This window comes from Idiomarina xiamenensis 10-D-4 (genome assembly GCF_000299895.1).
GTDB lineage: Bacteria > Pseudomonadota > Gammaproteobacteria > Enterobacterales > Alteromonadaceae > Idiomarina > Idiomarina xiamenensis.
This window is the reverse complement of record NZ_AMRG01000014.1, coordinates 70,868-92,586: the sequence shown is the minus strand read 5'-3', so window position 1 is coordinate 92,586 and position 21,719 is coordinate 70,868. Positions and strand designations below refer to the sequence as shown.

General features: G+C 51.0%; 15 protein-coding genes. 3 read left to right on the top strand and 12 right to left on the bottom strand.

Annotated elements, in window-relative coordinates:
- From A10D4_RS11065 to A10D4_RS13720, 4 genes are all read right to left on the bottom strand, one after another.
- Positions 1 to 372 (bottom strand): Arm DNA-binding domain-containing protein (locus A10D4_RS11065; RefSeq protein ID WP_008489585.1); only part of this gene is annotated, 372 nt, incomplete at its 3' end.
- Between the two features lie 175 nt (positions 373 to 547).
- Positions 548 to 1,411 carry a YicC/YloC family endoribonuclease gene (locus A10D4_RS11060; protein WP_008489584.1) on the bottom strand — a complete coding sequence of 288 codons (864 nt, stop codon included), beginning with the start codon at positions 1,409 to 1,411 and terminating at the stop codon, positions 548 to 550.
- 78 nt (positions 1,412 to 1,489) lie between these two features.
- A complete protein-coding gene (locus A10D4_RS11055; RefSeq protein WP_008489583.1) occupies positions 1,490 to 2,065 on the bottom strand; it encodes an LOG family protein in 576 nt (191 codons plus the stop codon).
- A 94-nt stretch (positions 2,066 to 2,159) separates the two neighbouring features.
- On the bottom strand, positions 2,160 to 3,404 hold the full coding sequence (locus tag A10D4_RS13720) for a ParB-like protein (protein WP_008489581.1): 1,245 nt from the start codon (positions 3,402 to 3,404) through the stop codon (positions 2,160 to 2,162).
- Between the two features lie 208 nt (positions 3,405 to 3,612).
- Between A10D4_RS13720 and A10D4_RS11045 the strand changes: the two genes are divergently transcribed.
- The 3 genes from A10D4_RS11045 (at position 3,613) to pyrE (ending at position 7,968) form a co-directional block, all read left to right on the top strand.
- On the top strand, positions 3,613 to 6,393 hold the full coding sequence (locus tag A10D4_RS11045; RefSeq protein WP_008489580.1) for a TonB-dependent receptor: 2,781 nt from the start codon (positions 3,613 to 3,615) through the stop codon (positions 6,391 to 6,393).
- A 204-nt stretch (positions 6,394 to 6,597) separates the two neighbouring features.
- Entirely contained in the window at positions 6,598 to 7,311 is a 714-nt protein-coding gene (rph, locus tag A10D4_RS11040) for a ribonuclease PH (protein WP_008489579.1), read from the top strand.
- A gap of 12 nt (positions 7,312 to 7,323) precedes the next feature.
- On the top strand, positions 7,324 to 7,968 hold the full coding sequence (pyrE, locus tag A10D4_RS11035) for an orotate phosphoribosyltransferase (RefSeq protein ID WP_008489578.1): 645 nt from the start codon (positions 7,324 to 7,326) through the stop codon (positions 7,966 to 7,968).
- Positions 7,969 to 8,046: 78 nt separating this feature from the next.
- Here pyrE and A10D4_RS11030 read toward each other — a convergent pair whose 3' ends face one another.
- The 8 genes from A10D4_RS11030 to lanKC all read right to left on the bottom strand — a co-directional run bounded on the left by A10D4_RS11030 (position 8,047) and on the right by lanKC (position 21,640).
- Positions 8,047 to 9,747 carry a type 1 glutamine amidotransferase family protein gene (locus A10D4_RS11030; protein ID WP_008489577.1) on the bottom strand — a complete coding sequence of 567 codons (1,701 nt, stop codon included), beginning with the start codon at positions 9,745 to 9,747 and terminating at the stop codon, positions 8,047 to 8,049.
- Between the two features lie 142 nt (positions 9,748 to 9,889).
- Positions 9,890 to 11,248, bottom strand: a complete 1,359-nt coding sequence (locus A10D4_RS11025) for a sensor histidine kinase (RefSeq protein WP_008489576.1) — start codon at positions 11,246 to 11,248, stop codon at positions 9,890 to 9,892.
- Positions 11,245 to 12,630, bottom strand: a complete 1,386-nt coding sequence (locus A10D4_RS11020; RefSeq protein WP_008489575.1) for a sigma-54-dependent transcriptional regulator — start codon at positions 12,628 to 12,630, stop codon at positions 11,245 to 11,247. Before A10D4_RS11020 ends, A10D4_RS11025 begins: the two co-directional genes overlap by 4 nt.
- A gap of 52 nt (positions 12,631 to 12,682) precedes the next feature.
- On the bottom strand, positions 12,683 to 15,103 hold the full coding sequence (locus A10D4_RS11015; protein ID WP_040502888.1) for an ABC transporter permease: 2,421 nt from the start codon (positions 15,101 to 15,103) through the stop codon (positions 12,683 to 12,685).
- A gap of 1 nt (position 15,104) precedes the next feature.
- Positions 15,105 to 15,806 (bottom strand): ABC transporter ATP-binding protein, encoded by a 702-nt coding sequence (locus A10D4_RS11010; protein WP_008489572.1) that lies wholly within the window; start codon positions 15,804 to 15,806, stop codon positions 15,105 to 15,107.
- Between the two features lie 18 nt (positions 15,807 to 15,824).
- Positions 15,825 to 17,075, bottom strand: a complete 1,251-nt coding sequence (locus tag A10D4_RS11005; RefSeq protein WP_008489571.1) for an efflux RND transporter periplasmic adaptor subunit — start codon at positions 17,073 to 17,075, stop codon at positions 15,825 to 15,827.
- Positions 17,076 to 17,255: 180 nt separating this feature from the next.
- Complete coding sequence (locus A10D4_RS11000) at positions 17,256 to 18,947, bottom strand: ABC transporter ATP-binding protein (RefSeq protein ID WP_008489570.1); 1,692 nt, start codon at positions 18,945 to 18,947, stop codon at positions 17,256 to 17,258.
- A complete protein-coding gene (lanKC, locus tag A10D4_RS10995; RefSeq protein WP_008489569.1) occupies positions 18,944 to 21,640 on the bottom strand; it encodes a class III lanthionine synthetase LanKC in 2,697 nt (898 codons plus the stop codon). Before lanKC ends, A10D4_RS11000 begins: the two co-directional genes overlap by 4 nt.
- Between the last annotated feature and the right edge of the window lie 79 nt (positions 21,641 to 21,719).

Sequence of the window (21,719 nt, the reverse complement as noted above, 5' to 3'; positions counted from 1 at the left end):
GATGACTGTGTTATAAATGGGATATTTACAAGGCCTTTCCAATCGTTTAAGAAGCTTATTTTCGTACATATCTTGAAATAGCTCGTTAAAAGTCATCCCGCTATGTTTGGTAAGAGAGCTCAATGATAGTGGATCAACGCCTTCTCTGAGCATCGCTCTGATTGTTTCTGCTTCTCCACGTGCTTCAGCTAGTGTCAGTTGCCCGAACTTACCCAGCGACTTTTCTCTCCTCTTTCCATTAAAGGAATATCTCAAGGACCAATAAGGTTCACCACGATTTGGAACGACAAACGATAACCCATTGCCATCGGATGTTTTACTTGGCTTGCCTTTACCAAGTATGTTGACTTGTTTCACTGTTAAATTTGGCATTTTTTTCACCTCTTGTACTCACCAGTAGTTTGAGACTAGCAGTGAAAAGTACTCACCACAATACTCACCAATTGGATGAAACAGAATGAAAAAATACGGAACGATGAAAAACAAAACCCCGCTATAAAGCGAGGTTTTTCAGGTTGTTATGAATATTTTTGAGCGTTAGTGAGCTTTACTCAATATTCTGGATCTGCTCCCGCATCTGCTCAATCAATACCTTCAGCTCGACGGCGGCGGCGGTGATGTCGGCGTTGATGGATTTGGAGGCGAGGGTGTTGGCTTCGCGGTTGAACTCTTGCATCATAAAGTCGAGGCGGCGGCCGCAGGCGCCACCTTTATTGAGGATGCTGCGCGCTTCTTTGGTGTGGGCGCCGAGGCGGTCGAGTTCTTCGGCGACGTCGACTTTTTGCGCGAGCATGATCATTTCTTGCTCAAGGCGCTGCGGATCGAGTTCTAGCTGCGCTTCTTCAAAGCGTTTTTGAATGCGTTCGCGCTGCCATTGCATCACTGCAGGCATGTGTTCGCGAACGACTGCGACTTGTTTTTCAACGCCTAGCAAACGCTCTTCGAGCATGCTTTTTAACGCGTCGCCTTCACTTTTGCGGGTGTCGATAAAGGCGTTAAGCGCTTTTTCTAAGGCGCTTAATACATCCCGTTGAATGGCATCCATGTCTTCTTCTTGTGCGTCAACCACGCCTGGCCATTTCAGCACATCCATGACGTTGATTTGCGGGTTGCGCGCACGTTCGGCGATCCAACGCGCGCTTTCGATAACGCTTTCGGCTAACGATTCATTCAGATTCAAGCTACTTTGCTGGCTGCGCTCGATGTTCAATCGTAAGCCGCAATCGACCTTGCCGCGTTGTAATTGCTTACGAAAACGCTCACGCAGCAAGTTTTCTAGGCTACGAAACTGATCGGGCAAACGAAAGTTGGTTTCTAAATAACGCTGGTTAACCGAACGAATTTCCCATACGGCGCTACCCCACTCCGCTTTAAGCTCGTGGCGGGCGTAGCCGGTCATACTCTGAATCATGTGCTTTATCCTGTTGGTCAGTGCGACAAGTGTGACACTGTTGCTGTCGGCATTAGCGCCGATAATACGCTGGCGTGGTTAATTTATCCACTTACGCACGGTAATTGGTTTGAACGCCAACATGGCGTCCACTAACGCCTCAGCATTGTCGTTGTGCAGGATCATTTGATGGTGCCCATCGCGCACAAAGCCCTCGTCGACGGTATGCTGTAAAAACTGCAACAAATGATTGTAGTAACCACTTACATTCAAAAACGCGCATGGCTTTTGGTGAAATTCCAATTGCTGCCACGTCAGCATTTCAAAGATTTCTTCTAATGTGCCCAAGCCGCCGGGCAAGGCGATAAAGCCGTCGGCTAACTCGCTCATTTTCAATTTACGTTCGTGCATGGTTTGCACCACATGCATTTCGCTCAGTCCGTTGTGCGCGATTTCTTTATCGATCAACGCTTGTGGGATCACGCCATATACCTGCCGTCCCAGCGACAACGCCGTGTTGGCAATTTCGCCCATTAGTCCTACCGAGGCACCGCCGTAGACGATATCGATACCGCGTGCAGCCAACACCTTGACCAGCGCAACCGCTGCTTCTCGATAATACGGCTCACGGCCACTGTTAGAACCGCAATAAATGGCGATACGCTGAATACTCATAAGCTGCCTTTCCTATCTATGACGACCACATCAGGCAGCGATTATAAGCAAGCTAACCACTCAACGACAGCCTTGTCAGGCTAATTTTACGCAGTTAATCAACATCCACACCTTGATCGTCAAAGTGTAATCCCGACACCTGACCCTCCGCGCCCTTATAATGGCTAAACCAAGTTTGCAGAATAGCGGTGATTCCAGGCCAACGCTGTTGTAGTTCGCTTACCGATTGCAGTTCACTAAACACCGTATCGCTGGGCACAACCGCTATATACTTATCGTCACGTTCGCCGTTATCGGTCATTTGTAGACGTCCAATAATACGCACCGACAATTGACTACCACGCGGTAAGGCAGGTCCTAGGATCAACACATCCAGTGGGTCGCCATCGCCGCCGTCGGCGCGTGCTGCCAGCGTGTTAGGCAAGGCGCCGTAGTTAATTGGGTAGGACAAATAGGCAATTTTTCGGGGCTGCTCATTCTGTAGCTCCCAACTGAGCCAATCGTTATCGTCGTGGTCTAGTTGCCATTTGTCGACACTACCTGCAGGAATTTCGACTACGGCGGTCAATAGTCCTTCTTCGCTGTTGTAAGCAGGCGTTTCGATCAGCGCTTGGCGATGCGCTTGTGCGGCAATTTGTCCCATCTCGACAGCGGTCTCGCCATCGGGCCCAATGACGGTCTCGGCCGGAAGCTGCTGGATAAACTCACCGATGCGTTGCAACCAACGCAGATCGGCTAATACGCCACGCTGTTGCGGCTGCGCCCACTGCGCATGCTCTCGGACATACTGTGCCCAATAAAACTCCACAAAGGGTATCGCTTTTTCGGGTTTGCGCAGGTAGCGATCGCGTAGCCAATACATCGCGCCACGTAACGGGTCATCGGCCATAAATTCGCGCCCTACTTGCCTAGGCATGTCATCAATCTCGACTAACTGGCCACGACCATCGCGCAACCAGACTTGGTCGTTAGCGACCAGCCATTGCCAAAACTCGGTTTGGCTCAAGTCCGACTTATCCGCTGTGACCCGCACAGTCACCGGTTGTTCTGCCCGCAACGGGCTGAACTCACGCATCGCACTAAAGGTATGGTGACCGTCGGTCAGATAATATTGACCCGCTGGCCCAAGCACCACGGTTTTGCGAGGTAGCTCGTTTAAGTCTTTATTAAATGCCTTTTGTTGATGTTGGTATTTATCGATTTTTTTGGTCACTTGGTCGTATGCGAGCACCGCCTGAGTCGGGTGTAATTTGGCGATGGTCAGGGTGACCTCTTGCGCCATGATAACACTCGACCAAGAGGCCAAGATGACAAACAGTCCAGCAAAACACCTACGCATATAACAGTTCCTTATGACACCCCAAGTTGTTTCAAGCACCGCTAGCCTAGCGCGTAAAAATGACAACTACATGTCACTGACATCAAATTCACACATTGACGTCACAAAAAAGACATAAAAATTATGCATTTCTGTCATCCGCTAACGCTAGCCTACGGGCGTTCTTACGCCCCCGCTAGTGGGTCACTTACTAACAGGATGTGTTCGTATGTCGTTTCTTAAAAAAACCAACAGAAGCCTTTTAACGACCTGTATTATCACTGCTTTAACGGCGCCACTGAGTACCATGGTGTACGCCGCAACGACCGTGCAAGGCCAAGTCAGCGACGCTAACGGTGCACCATTAGCGGGTGTCCGCGTTAGCGTTAAAAACAGTCAGCAAAGTGTATTTACCGACGCCACCGGCCGCTATAACTTACGCCAGATAGATGCTGAGCAAGTCACCCTGACTTTTGAGTACATTGGTTTACCGACTAGCGAACGTCAATTGACGCTCAATCAGCAAAGCCAGCAACTCAATGTCAGCTTAACGCCGCGCGACGACATCGAACGCATTCAAATTACTAGTCAACGCGATGCCAGTAACCGCGCCTTAAACGAGTACCGCGCCGCCGACGCCATCAGCAACTTCATTGCCGCCGATGATATGGGCCAGTTTGTTGACCAAAACGTGGCCGAGTCGTTACAACGTTTGCCCGGCACCAGTATTACTCGTGACCAAGGTGAAGGACGTTTTGTAAGCGTACGTGGTTTGTCGTCATCGTTGAACACGGTGACCCTAAACGGCGTGCGCGTAGGTACGCCGGAAGACGGCTCTCGGGCCGTACCGCTCGACGTCATTCCGACCGGTTCGGTCGAAAGTATCGAGCTGGTTAAAGCGCCAACCGCAGACATGCCAGGCGACGCCTTAGGCGGCGCTATCGATATTAAATCGCCATCGCCGTTTGACCGTGACGGTTTAAGCGTGCGTTATCGGGCAGAAGCCTCGTACAATGACCTCAGCGGCGACACCAGTCCCAAAATGCAATTCAACATCAGCGACGTGGTCAACGATAAGTTTGGTTATGCCTTTGGTATTAACTATTTAGACCGTAAACTCGAGTCGGATAACGTTGAAGCTGAGTATGACAAAGTCGATTTTGCCGGGGAAGACGTGTTTTCGGTGATCGAGGTACAACAACGCAAATATTACGTCAATCGCGAACGCTTAGGCACCAATCTAAACTTAGAATACCGCCCTAGCGACGCCAGTCGTCTGTATCTAAATACCATTTACAGCGAATTTACCGACGAAGAGACACGCCAACGCAGTATCTTTTCTTTTGAAGACGGCGAATTAAGCGCTTTTGATGGCAGTAGCGCCGTCATCAATGAATTGCCAGGTGACGCCATTAAACGTCGCATTCGCTTTCGCACCAAAGAGCAGGACACACTCGCCATCGACGCGGGTGGCGAATACCGTTTTCGCGATTGGACGCTGAATTACCGTGCGGGTTATTCGAAAACACGGGAGCGGGTATTGGATGAGAATGAAGGCCGTTATGAGTACAACGACGATAGTCTAGGCGCTCGCTACCAAATCGGCCAAGGCTTACCGAGCTTCGATATTTTGGAAAACGGTCAGGCCACTCGTTTGCATCTCGATAACGCCAATTACACGCTGGATCGCGCCGTACTAGTACCGAAGATAGTCAATGACGATGAATATAATGCAGGTTTTGACGCCGAGTTTCCGTACGCATTTGGCTTAACCGAGCTGACACTAAAAACCGGTTTTGATATGCGCTTAAAAGACAAGTACGCCGATGTCGGCGAGTATGAGTTGCGTGATGTGCCGGATGCCAGTCTCGCCGACTTGACCATTGCCGCGCCGGACTATGGCTTAGGCGATTTAGGCGATGGCATTAGCAGCGGCGCTTATATGGATTATTTCTATCAAAACCGCGACCAGTTTAAAGAGCGCGAGAAAGACCTTATCGAGAATCGCGCGTTGCTGGAGGGTCAGGATTTTGATGCCAGTGAAGATGTGTATGCCGGTTATTTGATGGCTACCGTGGATTTGACACGTACCCGTATCATTGCTGGCGTGCGCGTTGAACAGACCCGGTTTGAAGCGCAAGGTAAACAGCTGACATTTGATGAGAACGGCGGGTTAACCATCAGCGATCGCTTTGCTAAAAGTGATTACACCAACGTCCTACCCAGCGTACATATCGCTTACGATTTAGCCGACGATATGAAACTCCGCGCGGCTTGGACCAACACCATCGCCCGCCCTAGTTTTAAAGACTTATCACCGCGCGCCGAGGTCGATTTAGAAGATTTAGACGTCGAACTGGGTAATCCCGATCTTGACCCTTATGAAGCCATGAACTGGGACTTGATGTACGACTGGTATTACGCCGATAGCAGCCTGTTATCGCTCGGTGTGTTCTATAAGGACATCGATAACTATGTGGTCAATCTGACTAGTAACAACGTCGCCGAATTCGACGGCTATGATGTCGAGCGTCCAGTGAATGCTACTAGCGCCAGCGTCAAAGGCTTCGAAGCAAATTGGCAGCATAGCGTTAACCAAGGCGCCTTAGCAGGCTTTTTATTCGGCGCCAATTTGACCTTGCTGGATACCGAATTAGAGCTTCTAGAGCGAGCTGGCGAGAGCTTTTCTATCCCGGAGTCAGCAGACAAAAATGCCAATCTATTTATTGGTTTTGAACGCGGCAATTTTAGTACCCGTTTAAGCTGGACTTACCGCGACGAGTATTTAGAAGAAGTGGGTGATGACAGCCGCTACGATATTTATGTCGCACCGCACAAGCAACTCGACTTAACCGCGTCTTATCGTTTCAGTAAAGCGTTCGAATTGGTCGCGGAAATTACCAACATCAACGATGCGCCATTGGAACTTTATCAAGGTTCAAAAGATTACACACTACAATGGGAAGAGTATGGTCCAACCTTCTCACTGGGTGTAAAAGGTCGTTTTTAAAACTCCGCGTTCCCCTTATTAGCCCGTACGTTAACCGCGTGCGGGCTATTTTCATCCGGTTTACCGAGCGCAACAATAGTGTATGGGCGATTCAAGCACGGCAAAAGCCGTCAACCCCCACCTTACGACAAGTCTGTGCCGTGCTATAATCGCTGGCAATTCACCCTGATCCCATAATAGTTCAGCAACAGCGAGAGAGATGATATGCGTCCAAGTGGCCGTACTGCCCAACAAATTCGTCCCGTTACCATCACCCGTCAATACACCAAGCATGCCGAAGGCTCGGTGTTGGTTGAGTTTGGCGAGACCAAAGTACTTTGTACGGCATCGGTCGAAGCCGGTGTGCCGCGCTTTTTGAAGGGCAAGGGCCAAGGCTGGGTAACCGCCGAGTACGGCATGTTACCGCGCGCCACCCACACCCGCTCACAACGTGAAGCGGCACGTGGCAAACAGGGTGGTCGCACCATGGAAATTCAACGCTTGATCGCACGCTCGTTGCGCGCCTGTGTCGATTTGGCGGCATTGGGTGAAAACAGCATCACCGTCGATTGCGACGTTATTCAGGCCGACGGTGGCACGCGTACCGCCTCAATCACCGGCGCCTGCGTGGCATTGGTCGACGCGCTGAACTGGATGCGCGCCAAAGGTATGGTTAAGGTGAATCCGTTAAAAGGTCTGGTAGCCGCTATTTCGGTAGGTATTTATGACGGCGCCGCAGTCAGCGACTTAGAATACTTAGAGGATTCAGCCGCCGAAACCGATATGAACGTGGTCATGACCGAGGCTGGTAAGTTTATCGAAGTGCAAGGTACCGCCGAGGGCGAACCCTTTAGCCTAGAAGAAATGCAAGAGCTGCTGACACTGGCGCGTAACAGCATTCGCGAATTAATCGACGCACAAAAAGCCGCCTTAGCCTAAGGAAATGCAGCGATGAAAGACTACCAAAAAGCCTTTATCGAATTTGCCATTGAGCGCGAAGTACTGAAGTTTGGCGAATTCACGCTTAAATCCGGACGCAAAAGCCCGTACTTTTTTAACGCCGGTTTATTTAACCAAGGCTCCGATTTAGCCCGTTTGGGGCGCTTTTACGCCGCCGCGCTGATGGATGCCAAGGTCGATTTTGATCTATTGTTTGGTCCCGCCTACAAAGGTATCCCGATTGCTACCGCTACCGCGATTGCTCTGTACGACCAGCATCAACACGATGTGCCTTATTGCTTTAACCGCAAAGAAAAGAAAGACCACGGTGAAGGCGGTAACCTAGTCGGCGCAGCGCTGCAAGGCAAAGTGATGTTGGTAGATGATGTTATCACGGCAGGCACCGCTATCCGCGAGTCAATGGCCATTGTTGAGGCTAATCAAGCCGAACTGGCCGGTGTATTGATTGCCCTAGACCGTCAAGAAAAAGGCCAAGGCGAGTTATCGGCCATTCAAGAGGTTGAACGCGACTTTGGGGCGCCGGTGATCAGCATCGTATCGCTGAACGATGTCATCAATTATTTAGCCGATAGCGACGACTTTAAACAACACTTGGAATCAGTTAGCGCTTACCGTAGCCAATACGGTATTCAATAAACGACTGCCAGCAAATCAAAAAAGCCACCATCGCGAGCAACGCAACGGTGGCTTTTTTAATACCACTAATGATCACTTTTACAGCTGTTTTTCAGGCTGCCAAACAATACCCATACGGCCATTAAGCACTTGGCATTCGCCACCGGCGGCTTGCAACACGCTGTCATCATCAACCTGCATCATCAACGAAAAGTCGTCTTGTAACAGGTTAATTTGCTTGCGCTCGCCGCGACACAGTACGCGCATCGAGTCGATGGCGCCGCGATTATCTAAGAAACGGGTGGTGGGTTCGACTTTGACCACGTCATGCTCGTTGGCTAACTTGGCAACCGCGACCCGCCGCGGCGTTAATAAACCGCGCGAACCGGCCAATAAGTATTGAAAGTTAGCAGCAACCATATTGTCCGCTTGTTGCGCATTTTCGACAATAAATACACCACGTTCGCCGATAATACCAAACTCACCATTTTTCAAATTGACCAACAGCGCGGTGTTTTCATCAATCCCCACCGATACCGGCGTTGATGTGGTTGCGGCCAAGCGCATCAATCGCGCTTGACGACCCTGTTCAGAAAAGGCCGAATCTAACGAACCAAAATGGAATAACTGAATACCGCCTAACGGATGATAAGTCAGGCTATCAACGCTGACATTGGGCGGGCAGGTGCCATCTAAATTACAACCAAACATCGGTGGCTCGGCGGCTAATGCGCCCGACTTCAGCGCCTCGCGACTACTACCGTTAGTGATCAACGGCCCACCACTCATCACCGCCGCACCGGCGCCACTGCCGCCAACCGCAAGCTCTTCTTCGCTAATTTGCAAGGCGATGGTTTGCAACAATGGTGTGGCGCTATTGTTAGGACGGATCAGGCTGTCACGAATACGATTGGCGCTGCCATCGGCAAAAAACAAGCCATCGGCGCCTTCAACCATGCTCACCGCTTGCTCCGATGACTTACAAAACGCCACTTGGCGTTGATGCAGTTGCGGATAAACACGAGCCCGATCCCAGGCGCCTACCGTTTCCGCACGCACCTTATCTAACTCGTCACAACGTCCTTGCCGCTGCGCTGCAACCACCGCTGCATCCAACGGTAGCCATTCGCCATCGACGCCTAGTTGTTGGAATAAACTGTCATAGTAACCGACATCGGTGAAGCTATCGCGCGCGCCGGCGGTGACAAATAGCACTTTCGCCTTGCCCTCACCTTGATGACGCTGCTGCGCCATCTCGGCAAAGCGTTGCATGATGGCCAGCGAATCTTTGTTCATGGTTTCGGCCAGATTAACGCGTGTTTGCAGCGTCGCCACATGCGGCATCTCTAAGTGATCGATAATGCGGTTCCATTCCGCATCCGACAACTTGTCGTATAATTGCTTGGTCGCACGACGTGTAAATTCTTCTTGAAAGCGGCGCTCTGGCACGATGTCTTCGTTTAACCGTTCGCGCACTAAATCAATCGCCTCAATCACTTCTTTACGCTCGGGTTCACGCGCGCCCGGCCAAATATCTTTATCGATAGCTGCTTGTCGATATTTGCCGGTCAGATTTAAATAGCGGTCGGTACGCATGCTATCGCGGTCAATCCAATCGGTTTCGTCGCAATATTGGTGCGCCATGCTGGAGCAAATTTTTAATCCACCGCCAGCTAATAATAAGTGCGGCTCTAGCGGTTTTAACGACTGTTGCTGCGCGTGCGCAGCAAATGCGCTTAGCGACGCGAGCAATAATAGACCCAACGATTTGCAGCGTCTGGGGTTGGCAACATTCGGCATGGTGCTTTTACTCCTGTACCGATACATCATGAAATCACTGTTATAGCAGCACAAGCTAGAGAGAAATGACCGTGCTGTCAATTTTAGCGCCGCGCTCAGCACAGCGTTACAGCCAATTTGACAGCCTAACGGGGTAAATAATTCAGTCCTTATCGGTCTCATTTTCAGGCACCGATTGTGCCAGCGGGATCACCAATGAAAAGCGCGAGCCCTGGCCGAGGGTAGAGCTGACCAACACTTTAATCGACATGATCGAGGTGAGTTGCTTGACCAAGGCTAAGCCAATACCCGAGCCCTTAGGCTTGGTCGTAAAAAAGGGCATGAACATGGTATCTTGTACCTCGGTTTCAATACCCTTGCCGCTATCTTCCACAGCAAGGATGACGCTCGTCAAACGCTTGCGCTCAAGCACAATTCGTAAGCGTCGCTGGCGACTGGTTTGCATCGCATCTAAGCCATTACGCACTAAGTTCAGCAACACGTGCTCGAGTAAATCCGGGTCGGTATACACCATGAGTGCGGGCTGACGCCCGACCAACTCCACCTCGATATCGCGTTGACTGGCGAGTTCTTGTGCCAGCTTCAGCACATGGTCCAGCACCTCAGCCAGCGAGCAGGCTTGCATCACCGGTTTTGGCAACTGCGTTAGGCCACGATAATTATCGACGAATTTGAGTAATCCATTGGCGCGCCGCTCGATGGTCACTAACGCTTTATACAGGTCGCTATCTTGCACCTGCTCCTCGGCCAACAACTTAGCCGAACCGGCAAGCGAAGTGATGGGGCCAATCGAGTTCATGATCTCGTGGGTCAGCACGCGTACCAACTTCTGCCACGAGTTTTGCTCTTGCTGGTCAAGTAGATCGTGAATATCGCTGATGCTGACAACCTTGGCGGCGCGCTCGCCCAATTCGGTGGTGTTAACCTTAACCAGTCCACGAAAACGACCATTTTCGCCCTCAATAGTGAGTACTTGGCTAGCCACATCGTGCGAGCAGATAAATTCGAATAAGGGGTTATTCTGCGCCCGTAGCTGTTGCAGCAGGGTGATTTGGTTGATCCCGCACAGCTCGTGCGTAAAGCGATTAACAAAGGTCACTTCGCGGTTATCGACGACCACAAACAACGCCAACGACATGCTGTCCGCTAGTGTGCTCAATATCGAATGACGTGATTCGTTTTCCGAGCGCGCCAAGCGTAACTGTTGTTGTTGCTGGCGCATTACCGCCAATAACTCGGGAAACAGCGACTGTAAATAACGCTGACTCGGTCGGTCATTGGCTGACTCGTCAAACTGTTCGATGAACTTTAGTAACTGTACTCGCTGACGCTGGTAACTGTTCAGCAGACCGACCACCGCCAACACTAATAACACCGATAGTAAAGTGGCAGTGGCCCAGTAGCTCACGACCAGCGCTAAGGCCAGGCCCATCGACAGTACCAACAGCGCTAGTACCGCAACCCAAAAACGCACTTGTGGGCGTTGCCAAATAGCACTCATAGCTCGAATTTATTTAACCGTCGATAAAGCGAGGCACGGTTGATGCCCAGCACTTTCGCCGCTTTAGAAATATTGCCCTCGACCGAGCGCATGGCATTGAGCACCGCCTGCTTTTCTAGTTCCTCTAAATTCAGGGTCGTTAATGGTGTGGCCTGCTCCAACTCGGGCGATGCTGGCTGTCCGTTAGGGAACAATAGCTCGGTACTTAAGTCGTCGCCGCTGGTCAAAATGGTCGCTCGCTCCATCAAATGCTGCAACTCGCGTACGTTTCCTGGCCAATGCCAATCGCTCAGCATTTGCATGGCGTTATCGCTCACCCGTAACGGCTCACGACGATATTTCTTAGCATAGCGCCGTAAAAAGTAGTCGACTAGCAGTGGAATGTCTTGGCGTCGCTCGCGCAAGGCGGGCAGGCGGATCTCGACGGTATTAATACGGTACAGCAGATCTTGCCGGAACTGTCCGGCGCTAACGCTATCTTGCAGGTTGTCATTGGTCGCGCAAATCAGACGAATATCGACGTCGATAGCTTTGCGACCGCCGACTGGGACGATTTGACGATTTTGCAGCGCGCCGAGCAACTTAACTTGTAAGCTCAACGCCAAGTTACCGATTTCATCTAAAAACAGGGTGCCGTTTTGCGCTGCCTCAAAGCGTCCCACTTGATCGTTATCGGCGCCGGTGAACGCGCCTTTTTTATGTCCAAACAATTCGCTTTCAAACAGACTTTCGGTCAAGGCGCCCACATCAACCCCCATAAAGGGCTTGTCGTAACGCTTCGAGAGCTTGTGAATGGTATGCGCGGCAACGCCTTTGCCGGTGCCGCTCTCGCCGGTCAACAAGATGTTGGCATCGGTGCTGGCGGCGCGTTGAATGGTCTCTTTAATGGCTTGCATGGCATCGCTGTTGCCGATGAACTCATCAAAGTCTTGATAGGCTTGCTCAACCAGTTGCACCTGAGTTTGTTCCAGCACTTGAATTTTATGCCGGGTGCGGCGCCGTTCCAGCGCACTGTGCACGGTGGTTAACAAGCGCTCGTTATGCCACGGCTTGACGACAAAATCACCGGCGCCCAATTTCATCGCCTCAATCGCCAACTCCATGCCACCATAAGCGGTGATCAACACCACCTCAATATCCGGATGTTCGGCTTTGATGCGTTGTAAGATGGCCAACCCCTCTTTACCGCTACTGGCATCTTGGGTAAAGTTCATATCCAACAGCACCACATCGTAATCGTGCTGTTGTAACTGCTGATCAATGGTCGCCGGCGAGGCCAGCGTATCGACCTTGGCAAACGACTTTTTTAATAACAAATCTGCGGCAAACAGAATGTCTTCGTTGTCATCGACAACTAAAATGGCGGCATTCTTATCCTTCACGTTACTAACCTGTCCTCTACGTTACTGTCCTTGGTGTTACCAACCTCGCGGGTCAGTCATGCTTCAATGCATCAACCGGGTTCATCAGTGTCGAAAAGTAAGAAATTGTCGAAACCGTTATCCAAGATAGGACGATTGTGACGACGCTGGCAAGCACAAAAGCGACCGGCGCCACCTCCACACTGTATGCAAAACCGGCGAGCCAGCGCTGTGACACCCACCACGCCAACGGCCAGGCCAACACGCTGGCTAACGCCACCACTTTAATAAAGTCTAAGCTAAGCAGGTTGATCAAGCGGAATTTACTGGCACCGATAACGCGCCGGATCGCCAGTTCACGAATACGCCGCTCGGCGCTGAACTTGGCCAGACCGAGCATGCCCAACAGCGTCAACAACACGATCAGCAAGGTAAACAGTACCAATAAAACGATTTGGTTACGCAATTGCTTATGTAACCGATTAAACTCGGCGGTCAAGGTCGTTAGGGTGTTATCGCGCAAGTTAAACTCGGCGCTAAGCAACTGATTAATCTGCGCTAACTGCGCCGCATTCGGTGTTTGTTCAAGCTTAATCGCGATCCGGCTGCGTCCTTGCGATTGGTAACCCAGCGCTAAAATAAAGGGTTGTGCGGGAGTGTCCATGGCGCGGAAGATGACATCGTCAATAACACCAACAATGACCCCTTGCAGTTGTTCCGAGTACAGGTGTTGGCCGACGGCGTCGCGCACCTCATCAAAACCGGCTAAGCGGGCAAAGCTGCGAGTAACGATCATGCCCATAGCCTGGCCCTGCTCGCCATCGTCGTCAGCGCTATAATAGTCACCGCTAAAGTCGAGCGAGAAATCACGGCCAGCTAACAGCGACATACCAAAGGTCTCGACATAGTTGTAACCGACACCAACTATCGGGGTCATATCAAAGTGTTGATAGGCACTGCCCGACACCGAGATGTTCGACAAGCTATCGTTAAACGCCATGGTCGGCACTTGCTCACCCCAACTGACCGACGCCACTCCGTGCAACCGCTCTAAGCGCTGCTTAACGCTAATAAAGTCACCGCGTAGGGCGCGTTCTTCTAGGGCTTGCGACAACACCACTTGCTGCCGTTGATAGCCCGTGTCCATCGCCTCGATATGGTCGATTTGCGCGCTGACCACGTAGGTCAACACCAACAAGGTTACCGTTAGCATACTCTGCACAAACACCAACACCTTGCGGAAACCGCCGTGGCCAAGGCGCGCCAATTGGTCTTCGCCGCGCAGGGCTTTGCTAATATCAAATCGCGCAATAAATAGCGCCGGATAGCAACCTGCGGCAAAAGTCAGCAATACCGTTAAGCCCAGTACTACCCACCAGTACAGACTATTTAATACCAGTTGAACCTCTAAAAAGCGGTTGATCATCGGCAACGATAACTCAATCAGGGCGCAAGCAAGCAACGTCGACAGCACCACCAACAGTGCCGTCTCTACCATAAACTGCCAAAACAGGTGTTGGCGGCTGGCACCATTAGACTTACGCACGCCCACTTCTTTGGCTCGAATCGAGGCATGGGCGGTGGTCATATTGATAAAGTTAAAGCAGGCGATTAGCAGTAAGCCAAAGGCTAATGCCAAAGCCATGATGACCACGCTAGCGTCGCCACCGGGCTTTAATTCACCGAGCAGTTTTGATTGTAAGTGAATGCTGGTCAGCGGCTGAAAAAAAGTCTCCACTTTTACGTTCATATTGGCACTGAGCACATTGCTCACCGCCTCGGCATAATCACTTAGCGGCGCCTCATCGGCTACGCGAATATAGGTATAAAAGTTATTGCCGCGCATATCGCGGAACATTGTCGGGCTATGTGCTCGAATCGTGCCCATGGAAACAATCGAATCAAACGCTAAGTGAGTGTCATCCGGCAAGTCGTCAAACACGCCGATGATAGTCAGTGGAATATCGTTATCTAACCGCAGTTGCGTACCCACCACGTCGGTTTGTCCAAACAATCGTGTCGCCAACGACTGCGATAACAATAACGTATTGGGTTCGGCTAAACGGCTGCTGTCACCATTCAGCAACGGTAACGAAAACACGCTCATCATATCGGCGTCGGCGGCAACCAGCTCAGTGCCGCGCACCTTGTAATTGTTATGATACAAGTCAAAAAACTTGTCTGCGGGTAGCAACTGCGTGGCGGCTTCAATATTGCGACCACCGCGGTTTAGTAAAAAATCCTTCAAACCGTCGGGGGTCATGGCAATGCCATCGGCTCCCAAATCTAACTCAGGCAAGTCGATTGCCGCGCGGTAAACGCTGTCAGCTTGCGGGTGATAGCTATCGTACTGACTCTCATGCAGGGCGTATAACAAAATCGTCAGGCTGGCAAACAGCCCTAGCGTTAAGCCCAACACACTCATCAACGATTGACCTAAATGCCGTTTGGCATTGCGCAGGCCAACTTTGATATAGAGCCAGAGTAAATCCATTTTACGCACGCGCTAACTCCATCATCGGTTGTTGCCGGGTCTCTTTCACGATTTCGCCATCGAGTAGCTCGATCACACGCGAGCCATAAGTGGCATGTGATTCCGAATGCGTCACCATGACAATAGTCGAACCTTGCTCATTCAGTTCGGCTAACAGGTTCATCACGTCGTGGCCGTTACGGGTATCTAGGTTACCCGTCGGCTCGTCGGCAAAAATTACCGCGGGCTCGATGACCAGCGCCCGTGCTACCGCCACCCGTTGTTGCTGACCACCAGACAATTGCTTAGGAAAATGTGAGGCGCGATGGTCCATTGAGGTTTTCGCCAGCACCTGCTTTACCCGTTTAGCACGCTCCGACGCTGCCACGCCTTGGTAAATTAACGGCAGTTCGACGTTTTCCGCGACCGTTAGGCTATCGATCAGGTTGAAGCTTTGAAAGATATAACCAAAATGCTGACGTCGGATGCGCTCAACCTGACCCTGTTGCGCAAAGCGCAGGCGCTTGTCCTGAAAGAAATAGTCGCCACTTGAAGGCTTATCCAGCAGTCCGAGAATATTCAGCAGCGTCGATTTACCACAACCCGAAGGCCCCATGATGGCAATAAAATCGCCTTTGCTGACTTGTAAGTTAATCTGGTTCAAAGCACTGGTTTCTACATCGTCGGTGGTAAAAACTCGGCTCAACTGCTGTACGCTAATCATCGCTATCATCCTAATTGCTTAATCTATTTCGATATGTTGAGCATCACCAAGCTGTCGATAGGATGACAAGATCACCCGCTCGCCTGGCATCAAACCGGCGACGACCTCTTGAAAACGTTCGTTGCGACGGCCCACCTCAATATTACGGCGCTGGGCGTTACCGTCCTCATCAAGTACAAAAATCCAACGCCCCTGGGTATCGTTCAAATACGCACCCGTAGGCACCACAATGGCTTCCCGGTTTTGTCCTAACACCATGGTTAAATCGACCGACTGACCGCGGCTTAAGCCCACCGGCGCATCGTCGCTAAACACCAAGTCGACTTTAAAGCGGCCACTACTAACTTGTGGATACACTTTGTCCACCCGCAGCGCATGTTGCTTACCACGGATTTGCGCCTCGGCAGTTTGGCCTTCTTCAATACGGTTCAGGTAATACTCATCAACGTTAGCAACCACTTTGATTTGTTCTAAATCGTCGATTTGTCCCAAACGACTGCCGCGCTGCACAAACTCACCGGTTTCAATACTCAATGAGGTTAAATAACCAGAACGGGCAGCGGTCACCATGAGGTTATCCAAACTGCGTTTAGCCATCGCTAAATTAGTTTTCAGGCTTTCGGTACTTTGTTCCATTTGGTCAATTTGCGAAGCCCGTAATAATTCATTTTGTAACTGACGTTCCTCGGCAATGGCCAGACGTTTTTTCAAATAAGCCTTTTCGCGCTTTAAGTCGGCTAACTCTTTCTCGGAAATATAACTTTGCTTACCCAAGCTTTCATTGCGCGCTAAATCGCTGCTAATGCGGTCGAGTTGATAGCTTAACTCGGTCACGTCGTTTTGCAGGCTCAAGCGATCTTGTTCCATGGTAATACGGGTGTTGCGCAAGTTATTCAGTTGCTCGGTAACTTGAGCTTCTCGCGATACCACATCTAATTGCAAACTGGTGTTACTTAAACGCGCGATTAATTCACCCTTTTCAACGTAGCTGCCTTCTTCAACCAGCACTTGCTCGACCCGGCCGCTTTCCACGGCGTCTAGGTACACCGTGTCTTGCGGAGCAATACCACCGCGCACCGAAATGGATTCGGCAAAATGTTGCTCGCTAACTTCGCCAATTAACACATCCGCTTTACTGACAGTTACCGAGCTGCTGGCGCTCAACGGTGATAGCACTAACCAGTACAAAACCAACGCGCTGATGACGATGAGCGCCAATGGCTTAGATTTACTCAGCCATTTATCTCGTGTTGAACGTTTGGTATCCATAACTTTTCCCTTGCGCTTAACGCTGTTACTCGCGTGATCACTTTACCGAGAAATCACAACCGATACCGATTAGATGCAATAACCGCTCCAAAAATTAATCTCATAAAAAACAGCGAGCTACATAAAACCAAGCATGGCGTGTGTTCGTAATCGAACACAAAACTGTTCGTTTTCGAACGCTTAGCCCAACGCTCGACGCGCCACTAGCTCTCCGCTAACAGTAGCCAACTCCGGCATCGGCGGTTGACGATAGCGCTGCATATCTAACACCACATTGGCATGCGCAATGGTGGCTGGATTGTGGGCAATGATAAAGGTTGTGCAGCGGCCCTGAATATGTGCCAACGCCGCTTGAATACGCTGTTCGTTATCGGCATCCAAACTCGAGGTGGCTTCGTCTAATAACAAGATCGGGGCATCTTTTAAAAACGCTCGCGCCAAGGCGATGCGCTGCCGCTGACCACCGCTCAAAAAGCAGCCGTTAGCGCCGATTTCGCTGGCATAACCTTGCGGTAAATCGCGGATGAACTCGTCCGCATTAGCTCGTTTAGCCGCATCGATCACCTCATCGTCGCTGGCATCTAAGCGGCCAAAGCGAATGTTTTCCAGTACCGAGGTTTCAAATAAATGAATATCTTGAGACACCACCGACATAGCGTCACGCAATTGCTTTAACGAATAATCACGCAACGCTTTACCGTTAATTTCAATGCTGCCTGCGCTGGCCTCATAAAGCCGTGGCAACAAACGTAAGAATGTCGACTTACCACAACCACTCGGACCGACAATAGCAACCGTATCACCTTGCTTAACCTGCAAATCTAAGCCCGCAAATACGGCTTTGTCGGGGTAGCTAAACGCCACATTGTGAAAGCTGATGCTGCGCGGTTGAATGGCCTGCTGACTGTTCTCGCCGTCACTCGCTTCGGTTTCCATGTCGAGAATTTCAAACACCCGATCCGATGCCCCTTCAGCTTGTTTAACCGCCGAGTAATGACCGGCAATGCTGACAATACTCTGCGTCACATACTGCGCATACAATAAGAACGCGACCAACATGCCCGCCGTCAGCTCACCGCCGATAACCGCTAAGCCGCCAGCCCAAACGATAGCAATGGTGGTTACCGAGGTAATAAACGCGACGATAGCGTTATACAACGAGTCGGCTTTGCGCGCTTCGATAGCGCGCGCTAGAAAGCGCTTCATCTGTTGCCGATACTGGCCAATCTGGTGACGTTCGCGGGAGAAGGTTTTCACCGCTTCGATACCGCTAAGTGACTCTTGCAGGGTGCTGTTAGAATCGGCCATGGCTTCTTGAATACGCTTGGATAAGCGAAAGAAAGTCGCACCAAACAACTTCGATACCAAAGTCGTCGCCGGTCCCAGCAACAGCACCACCAGCGCCAGCGAGGGGTTCATGCTGAGCATGATCAAGGCCGCCCCGATCAGCTGTAATACGCTGACAATAAAGGCAATGGCAACATTTGAGACCACATTACGTACGGCGGTGATGTCGTTATTTAAGCGCGAAACCCAATCGCCGACCGAATGGTCTTTGTGCTGAGCCAGGCTTAAAAATTGATAATGGCTAAACAGCTTTTCGCGCACCGTGACGATAATGCGGTCACCGGTGACCATTAGCATCAATTGCGCAAAATAGCCGACGATGGCCTTAGCGGCGAATAAACCTAACAGCAACAATGCCAAATGATGCAAGTCTAACGCGGTACCGGTCGACAACACATTATCCAGCATTTGCTGCACCCCCAACGGCAACACCAGTTGGATCAGGGTGGTGACGATGATCAGCGTCAGACATAGCGCCAGCATCGGTAAATGCTGGCGCCCGGCGAGGTTTAACATGCGCATCATGCCGATTGCTCCTGTGCCGCTTGATAAGCCGGTAGTAATTCGTCCAGCATGAACGGTGATGCCGAACGCTGCTGATAGCGTTGCAACATCATGCAAATACCCGCGCCGCCGGTACCATAGTCACAGCTAATACGTGCTAATGATTCGCCCGGGAAGGCAATGCCCTCATCTTTCTCGATGGCGAACAACAGCAAGCCAGAAATAATACGCTGACAAGCGGCGTCGGCTTTGTCACGCCAACCCGGTACCGCAAGCATATCCACGTACCAGTCCAAAATACCGCTAATACCAAAGAAGTAGCCGGGGAAAATGGTGTATTTTCGATGGCAATCGATGTGAATGTCGTCTAATAATGCCAAATAGCTCGGATCTTGACTAACTTGCCAGTAGCGCAGCAACACTTTCGCAATGCCTGAACTGCCCCAGCGCCAATAGGGGGTATAACTCGGCGTCGTACTGCGCGCCATCCAGGTTAAGCCACCCTCATCGTTATAATGACCCTGCTTGATCACCCAGTTCATGGCTTGCTTGCCGATCGTCAGGTACAGCGCTTTACCGGTTGCTAAATGGGTATACAACAAGAACAGCGCGATACCTGACACGCCATGCGCCAACGACGCCGAGGTCTTGTCACGCAATTGCCAGTAAACCTCGCCCTCGGTATCCGATTGCGCCTGTGCTAGCAGTTCTTGCGCTAACGCCTCAGCTTGCTGCAGGTAATGCGGTTGTCGGGTCCATTGATGAAACTTCAAACAGGTCATACCCAATCCGGCCATACCGTCGAACAGATACGGTGAAGCGGTTTTTTGTGGATGGGCTAGGGCGCTTTCCAGCATTTGGCTGGCCAATTCAAATTCGCCGATTTCGTAAGCGCACCACGCGTTACCGGCTAAACCGTTGTACAACCCAACCGAACTGCTGTGACTATCGATTTGTCGCTGATTAATCCACTGTCGTACCGCTGGATCGACCTTACCGGTCAACTGATGACCGACGTAGGCCACACCCAAAGCACCATAAGCCAGGCTCAGCGGGTTAGATTGAAACACTTCGGGATCACTGGGATACAAGCGGTCCTCGCGGCTAGGGTCGGCATGTGCCGCGACATACTGCCAGCTACGCTGAATCAGTTCAGGCAACTGCTGTACATCGAAATTAGCCGTTTGAATACGCGCCGGTAATGGCGTGATCGGCTGTTGTAACTGTTGATGAACCGCCGCCATACTCGGCCGTTGCTCGGCGTCGCCGTCTAACAAACTAAGAATTAACTGTTCTAAGGCGGCTGGTAAGCCGATGTCTTGGCGAAACTCGGTCAAATAGCGACGATGGGCAGAACGGTCAAGACTGAGTAGCGGGTTCATCGGGAATAAACCGGCCAACATCAGTGACCCCATGGCATAGCAATCGTCGGCAAAGTTAGCCACGCTGTTATTTTCGTAATCCTTAGAGGCGTAGCCTGGAGTAAAGATGTGCGTCGGTAAGTCGACGCCCGCTTCATAGGCGGATTCAAAGTCAATCAATAGCACCGTCGGCGTGCCATCGTCTTGCTCTTGTACCATCACGTTATTCAGTGAGATATCGCCAAATACGATGCCTTTTTCATGAATTTTGCGAAAGGCGTCTGCCACCGCAACAAAAATAGCCCGATAAGCTTTCCAAAACTGCGCGTGGTCGGCGGCACTGGGATTGGTTTTCAGGGTTAAGTGAATACCCGCTAAATAGCCACGTAAGCTAGTAAACTGACCGAGATACTCTTGCACAATGTAGGCGTGTTCCCAGTCTAAAAAGAAGTCGAGTGGTGCCGGAGAGACACCCTGACCGGCTAACAAGGTCAACAAACGATGTTCTTTTTTAACCAATTGCACCGCGTCCAAACCGCGATAGCTGACATTGGTGTAAGGCCGTCCCTCTTTGATCACCACGGTTTGATCGGTCTCGCTGTCACGCGCTAAGTAAACACCGCCGGGATTACTAAAGGCTAATACTCCTTGAATTTCATAGCGACCATCTTTCAGGGTCGCCTCACCGGCGTCTTCCTCGGCTGGCTCGTCGGCAAACGGGTCGACAATGCCCTCTGGCAAATGGAAATAAGGCGTACGCTCGTCGACGATATAGCTGCCATCGGTGCCCTTGATCACGTGCTCTGAGCTACCATCACCGATGGCTCGTTTCATCGGTAAAATGCCTCCATAGCGGTAGTAAATCACTTTACTGTCTCGGAAGCGTTTGTCCGACAGGATATAAGGTCCCCAATAGCCAATCGTCTGCTCGTGTAAAGCGACGATTAACTGTTCGAATTGCTGCTGATGCTGCGGATAAATCGTAATAAACTTGCCCGAAGAACCACGATCGAAGCTTTTGCCGTTAAATAACGACAACAGCATACGGTCGGCGACAAACTTAAAGGGTACGCGATGCTGTAACAGCACCCGGGCTACCGTATCTAAAATGGCGCTGGCGTGCGCTGGGGTCGCCGACACATGAATTTTCCAACCCTGTGCGGGTAGGCGGGTATCGGTGAAATAGCAGCTCCACCAATAGCTATAACGTTCAACACGGCCATCATCGGGTAACAAACGAGCGACAACATCGTGAAAGTCGGACTTATTTGGCCGATATAACGTAATCGGTTCGTAAAACTCCTGATGGGCCAAGGTATGTAAGAATTTATCTTTGATCACCAATTCACTCATGCTGGTATCCTCGAATGACTCTCTCCAATGCCGTGGTCGTACACATTCTGAAAAGACGTTGCTAAAGAAGGGATTGCAA

Coding starts and splice junctions, on each gene's coding strand:
- A10D4_RS11015 (WP_040502888.1), bottom strand. CDS start 15,103: ATGGATTTACTCTGGCTCTATATCAAAGTTGGCCTGCGCAATGCCAAA.
- A10D4_RS11060 (WP_008489584.1), bottom strand. CDS start 1,411: ATGATTCAGAGTATGACCGGCTACGCCCGCCACGAGCTTAAAGCGGAG.
- rph (WP_008489579.1), top strand. CDS start 6,598: ATGCGTCCAAGTGGCCGTACTGCCCAACAAATTCGTCCCGTTACCATC.
- A10D4_RS11030 (WP_008489577.1), bottom strand. CDS start 9,747: ATGCCGAATGTTGCCAACCCCAGACGCTGCAAATCGTTGGGTCTATTA.
- A10D4_RS11005 (WP_008489571.1), bottom strand. CDS start 17,075: ATGGATACCAAACGTTCAACACGAGATAAATGGCTGAGTAAATCTAAG.
- A10D4_RS11010 (WP_008489572.1), bottom strand. CDS start 15,806: ATGATTAGCGTACAGCAGTTGAGCCGAGTTTTTACCACCGACGATGTA.
- A10D4_RS11025 (WP_008489576.1), bottom strand. CDS start 11,248: ATGAGTGCTATTTGGCAACGCCCACAAGTGCGTTTTTGGGTTGCGGTA.
- A10D4_RS11000 (WP_008489570.1), bottom strand. CDS start 18,947: ATGATGCGCATGTTAAACCTCGCCGGGCGCCAGCATTTACCGATGCTG.
- A10D4_RS13720 (WP_008489581.1), bottom strand. CDS start 3,404: ATGCGTAGGTGTTTTGCTGGACTGTTTGTCATCTTGGCCTCTTGGTCG.
- pyrE (WP_008489578.1), top strand. CDS start 7,324: ATGAAAGACTACCAAAAAGCCTTTATCGAATTTGCCATTGAGCGCGAA.
- A10D4_RS11055 (WP_008489583.1), bottom strand. CDS start 2,065: ATGAGTATTCAGCGTATCGCCATTTATTGCGGTTCTAACAGTGGCCGT.
- A10D4_RS11045 (WP_008489580.1), top strand. CDS start 3,613: ATGTCGTTTCTTAAAAAAACCAACAGAAGCCTTTTAACGACCTGTATT.
- lanKC (WP_008489569.1), bottom strand. CDS start 21,640: ATGAGTGAATTGGTGATCAAAGATAAATTCTTACATACCTTGGCCCAT.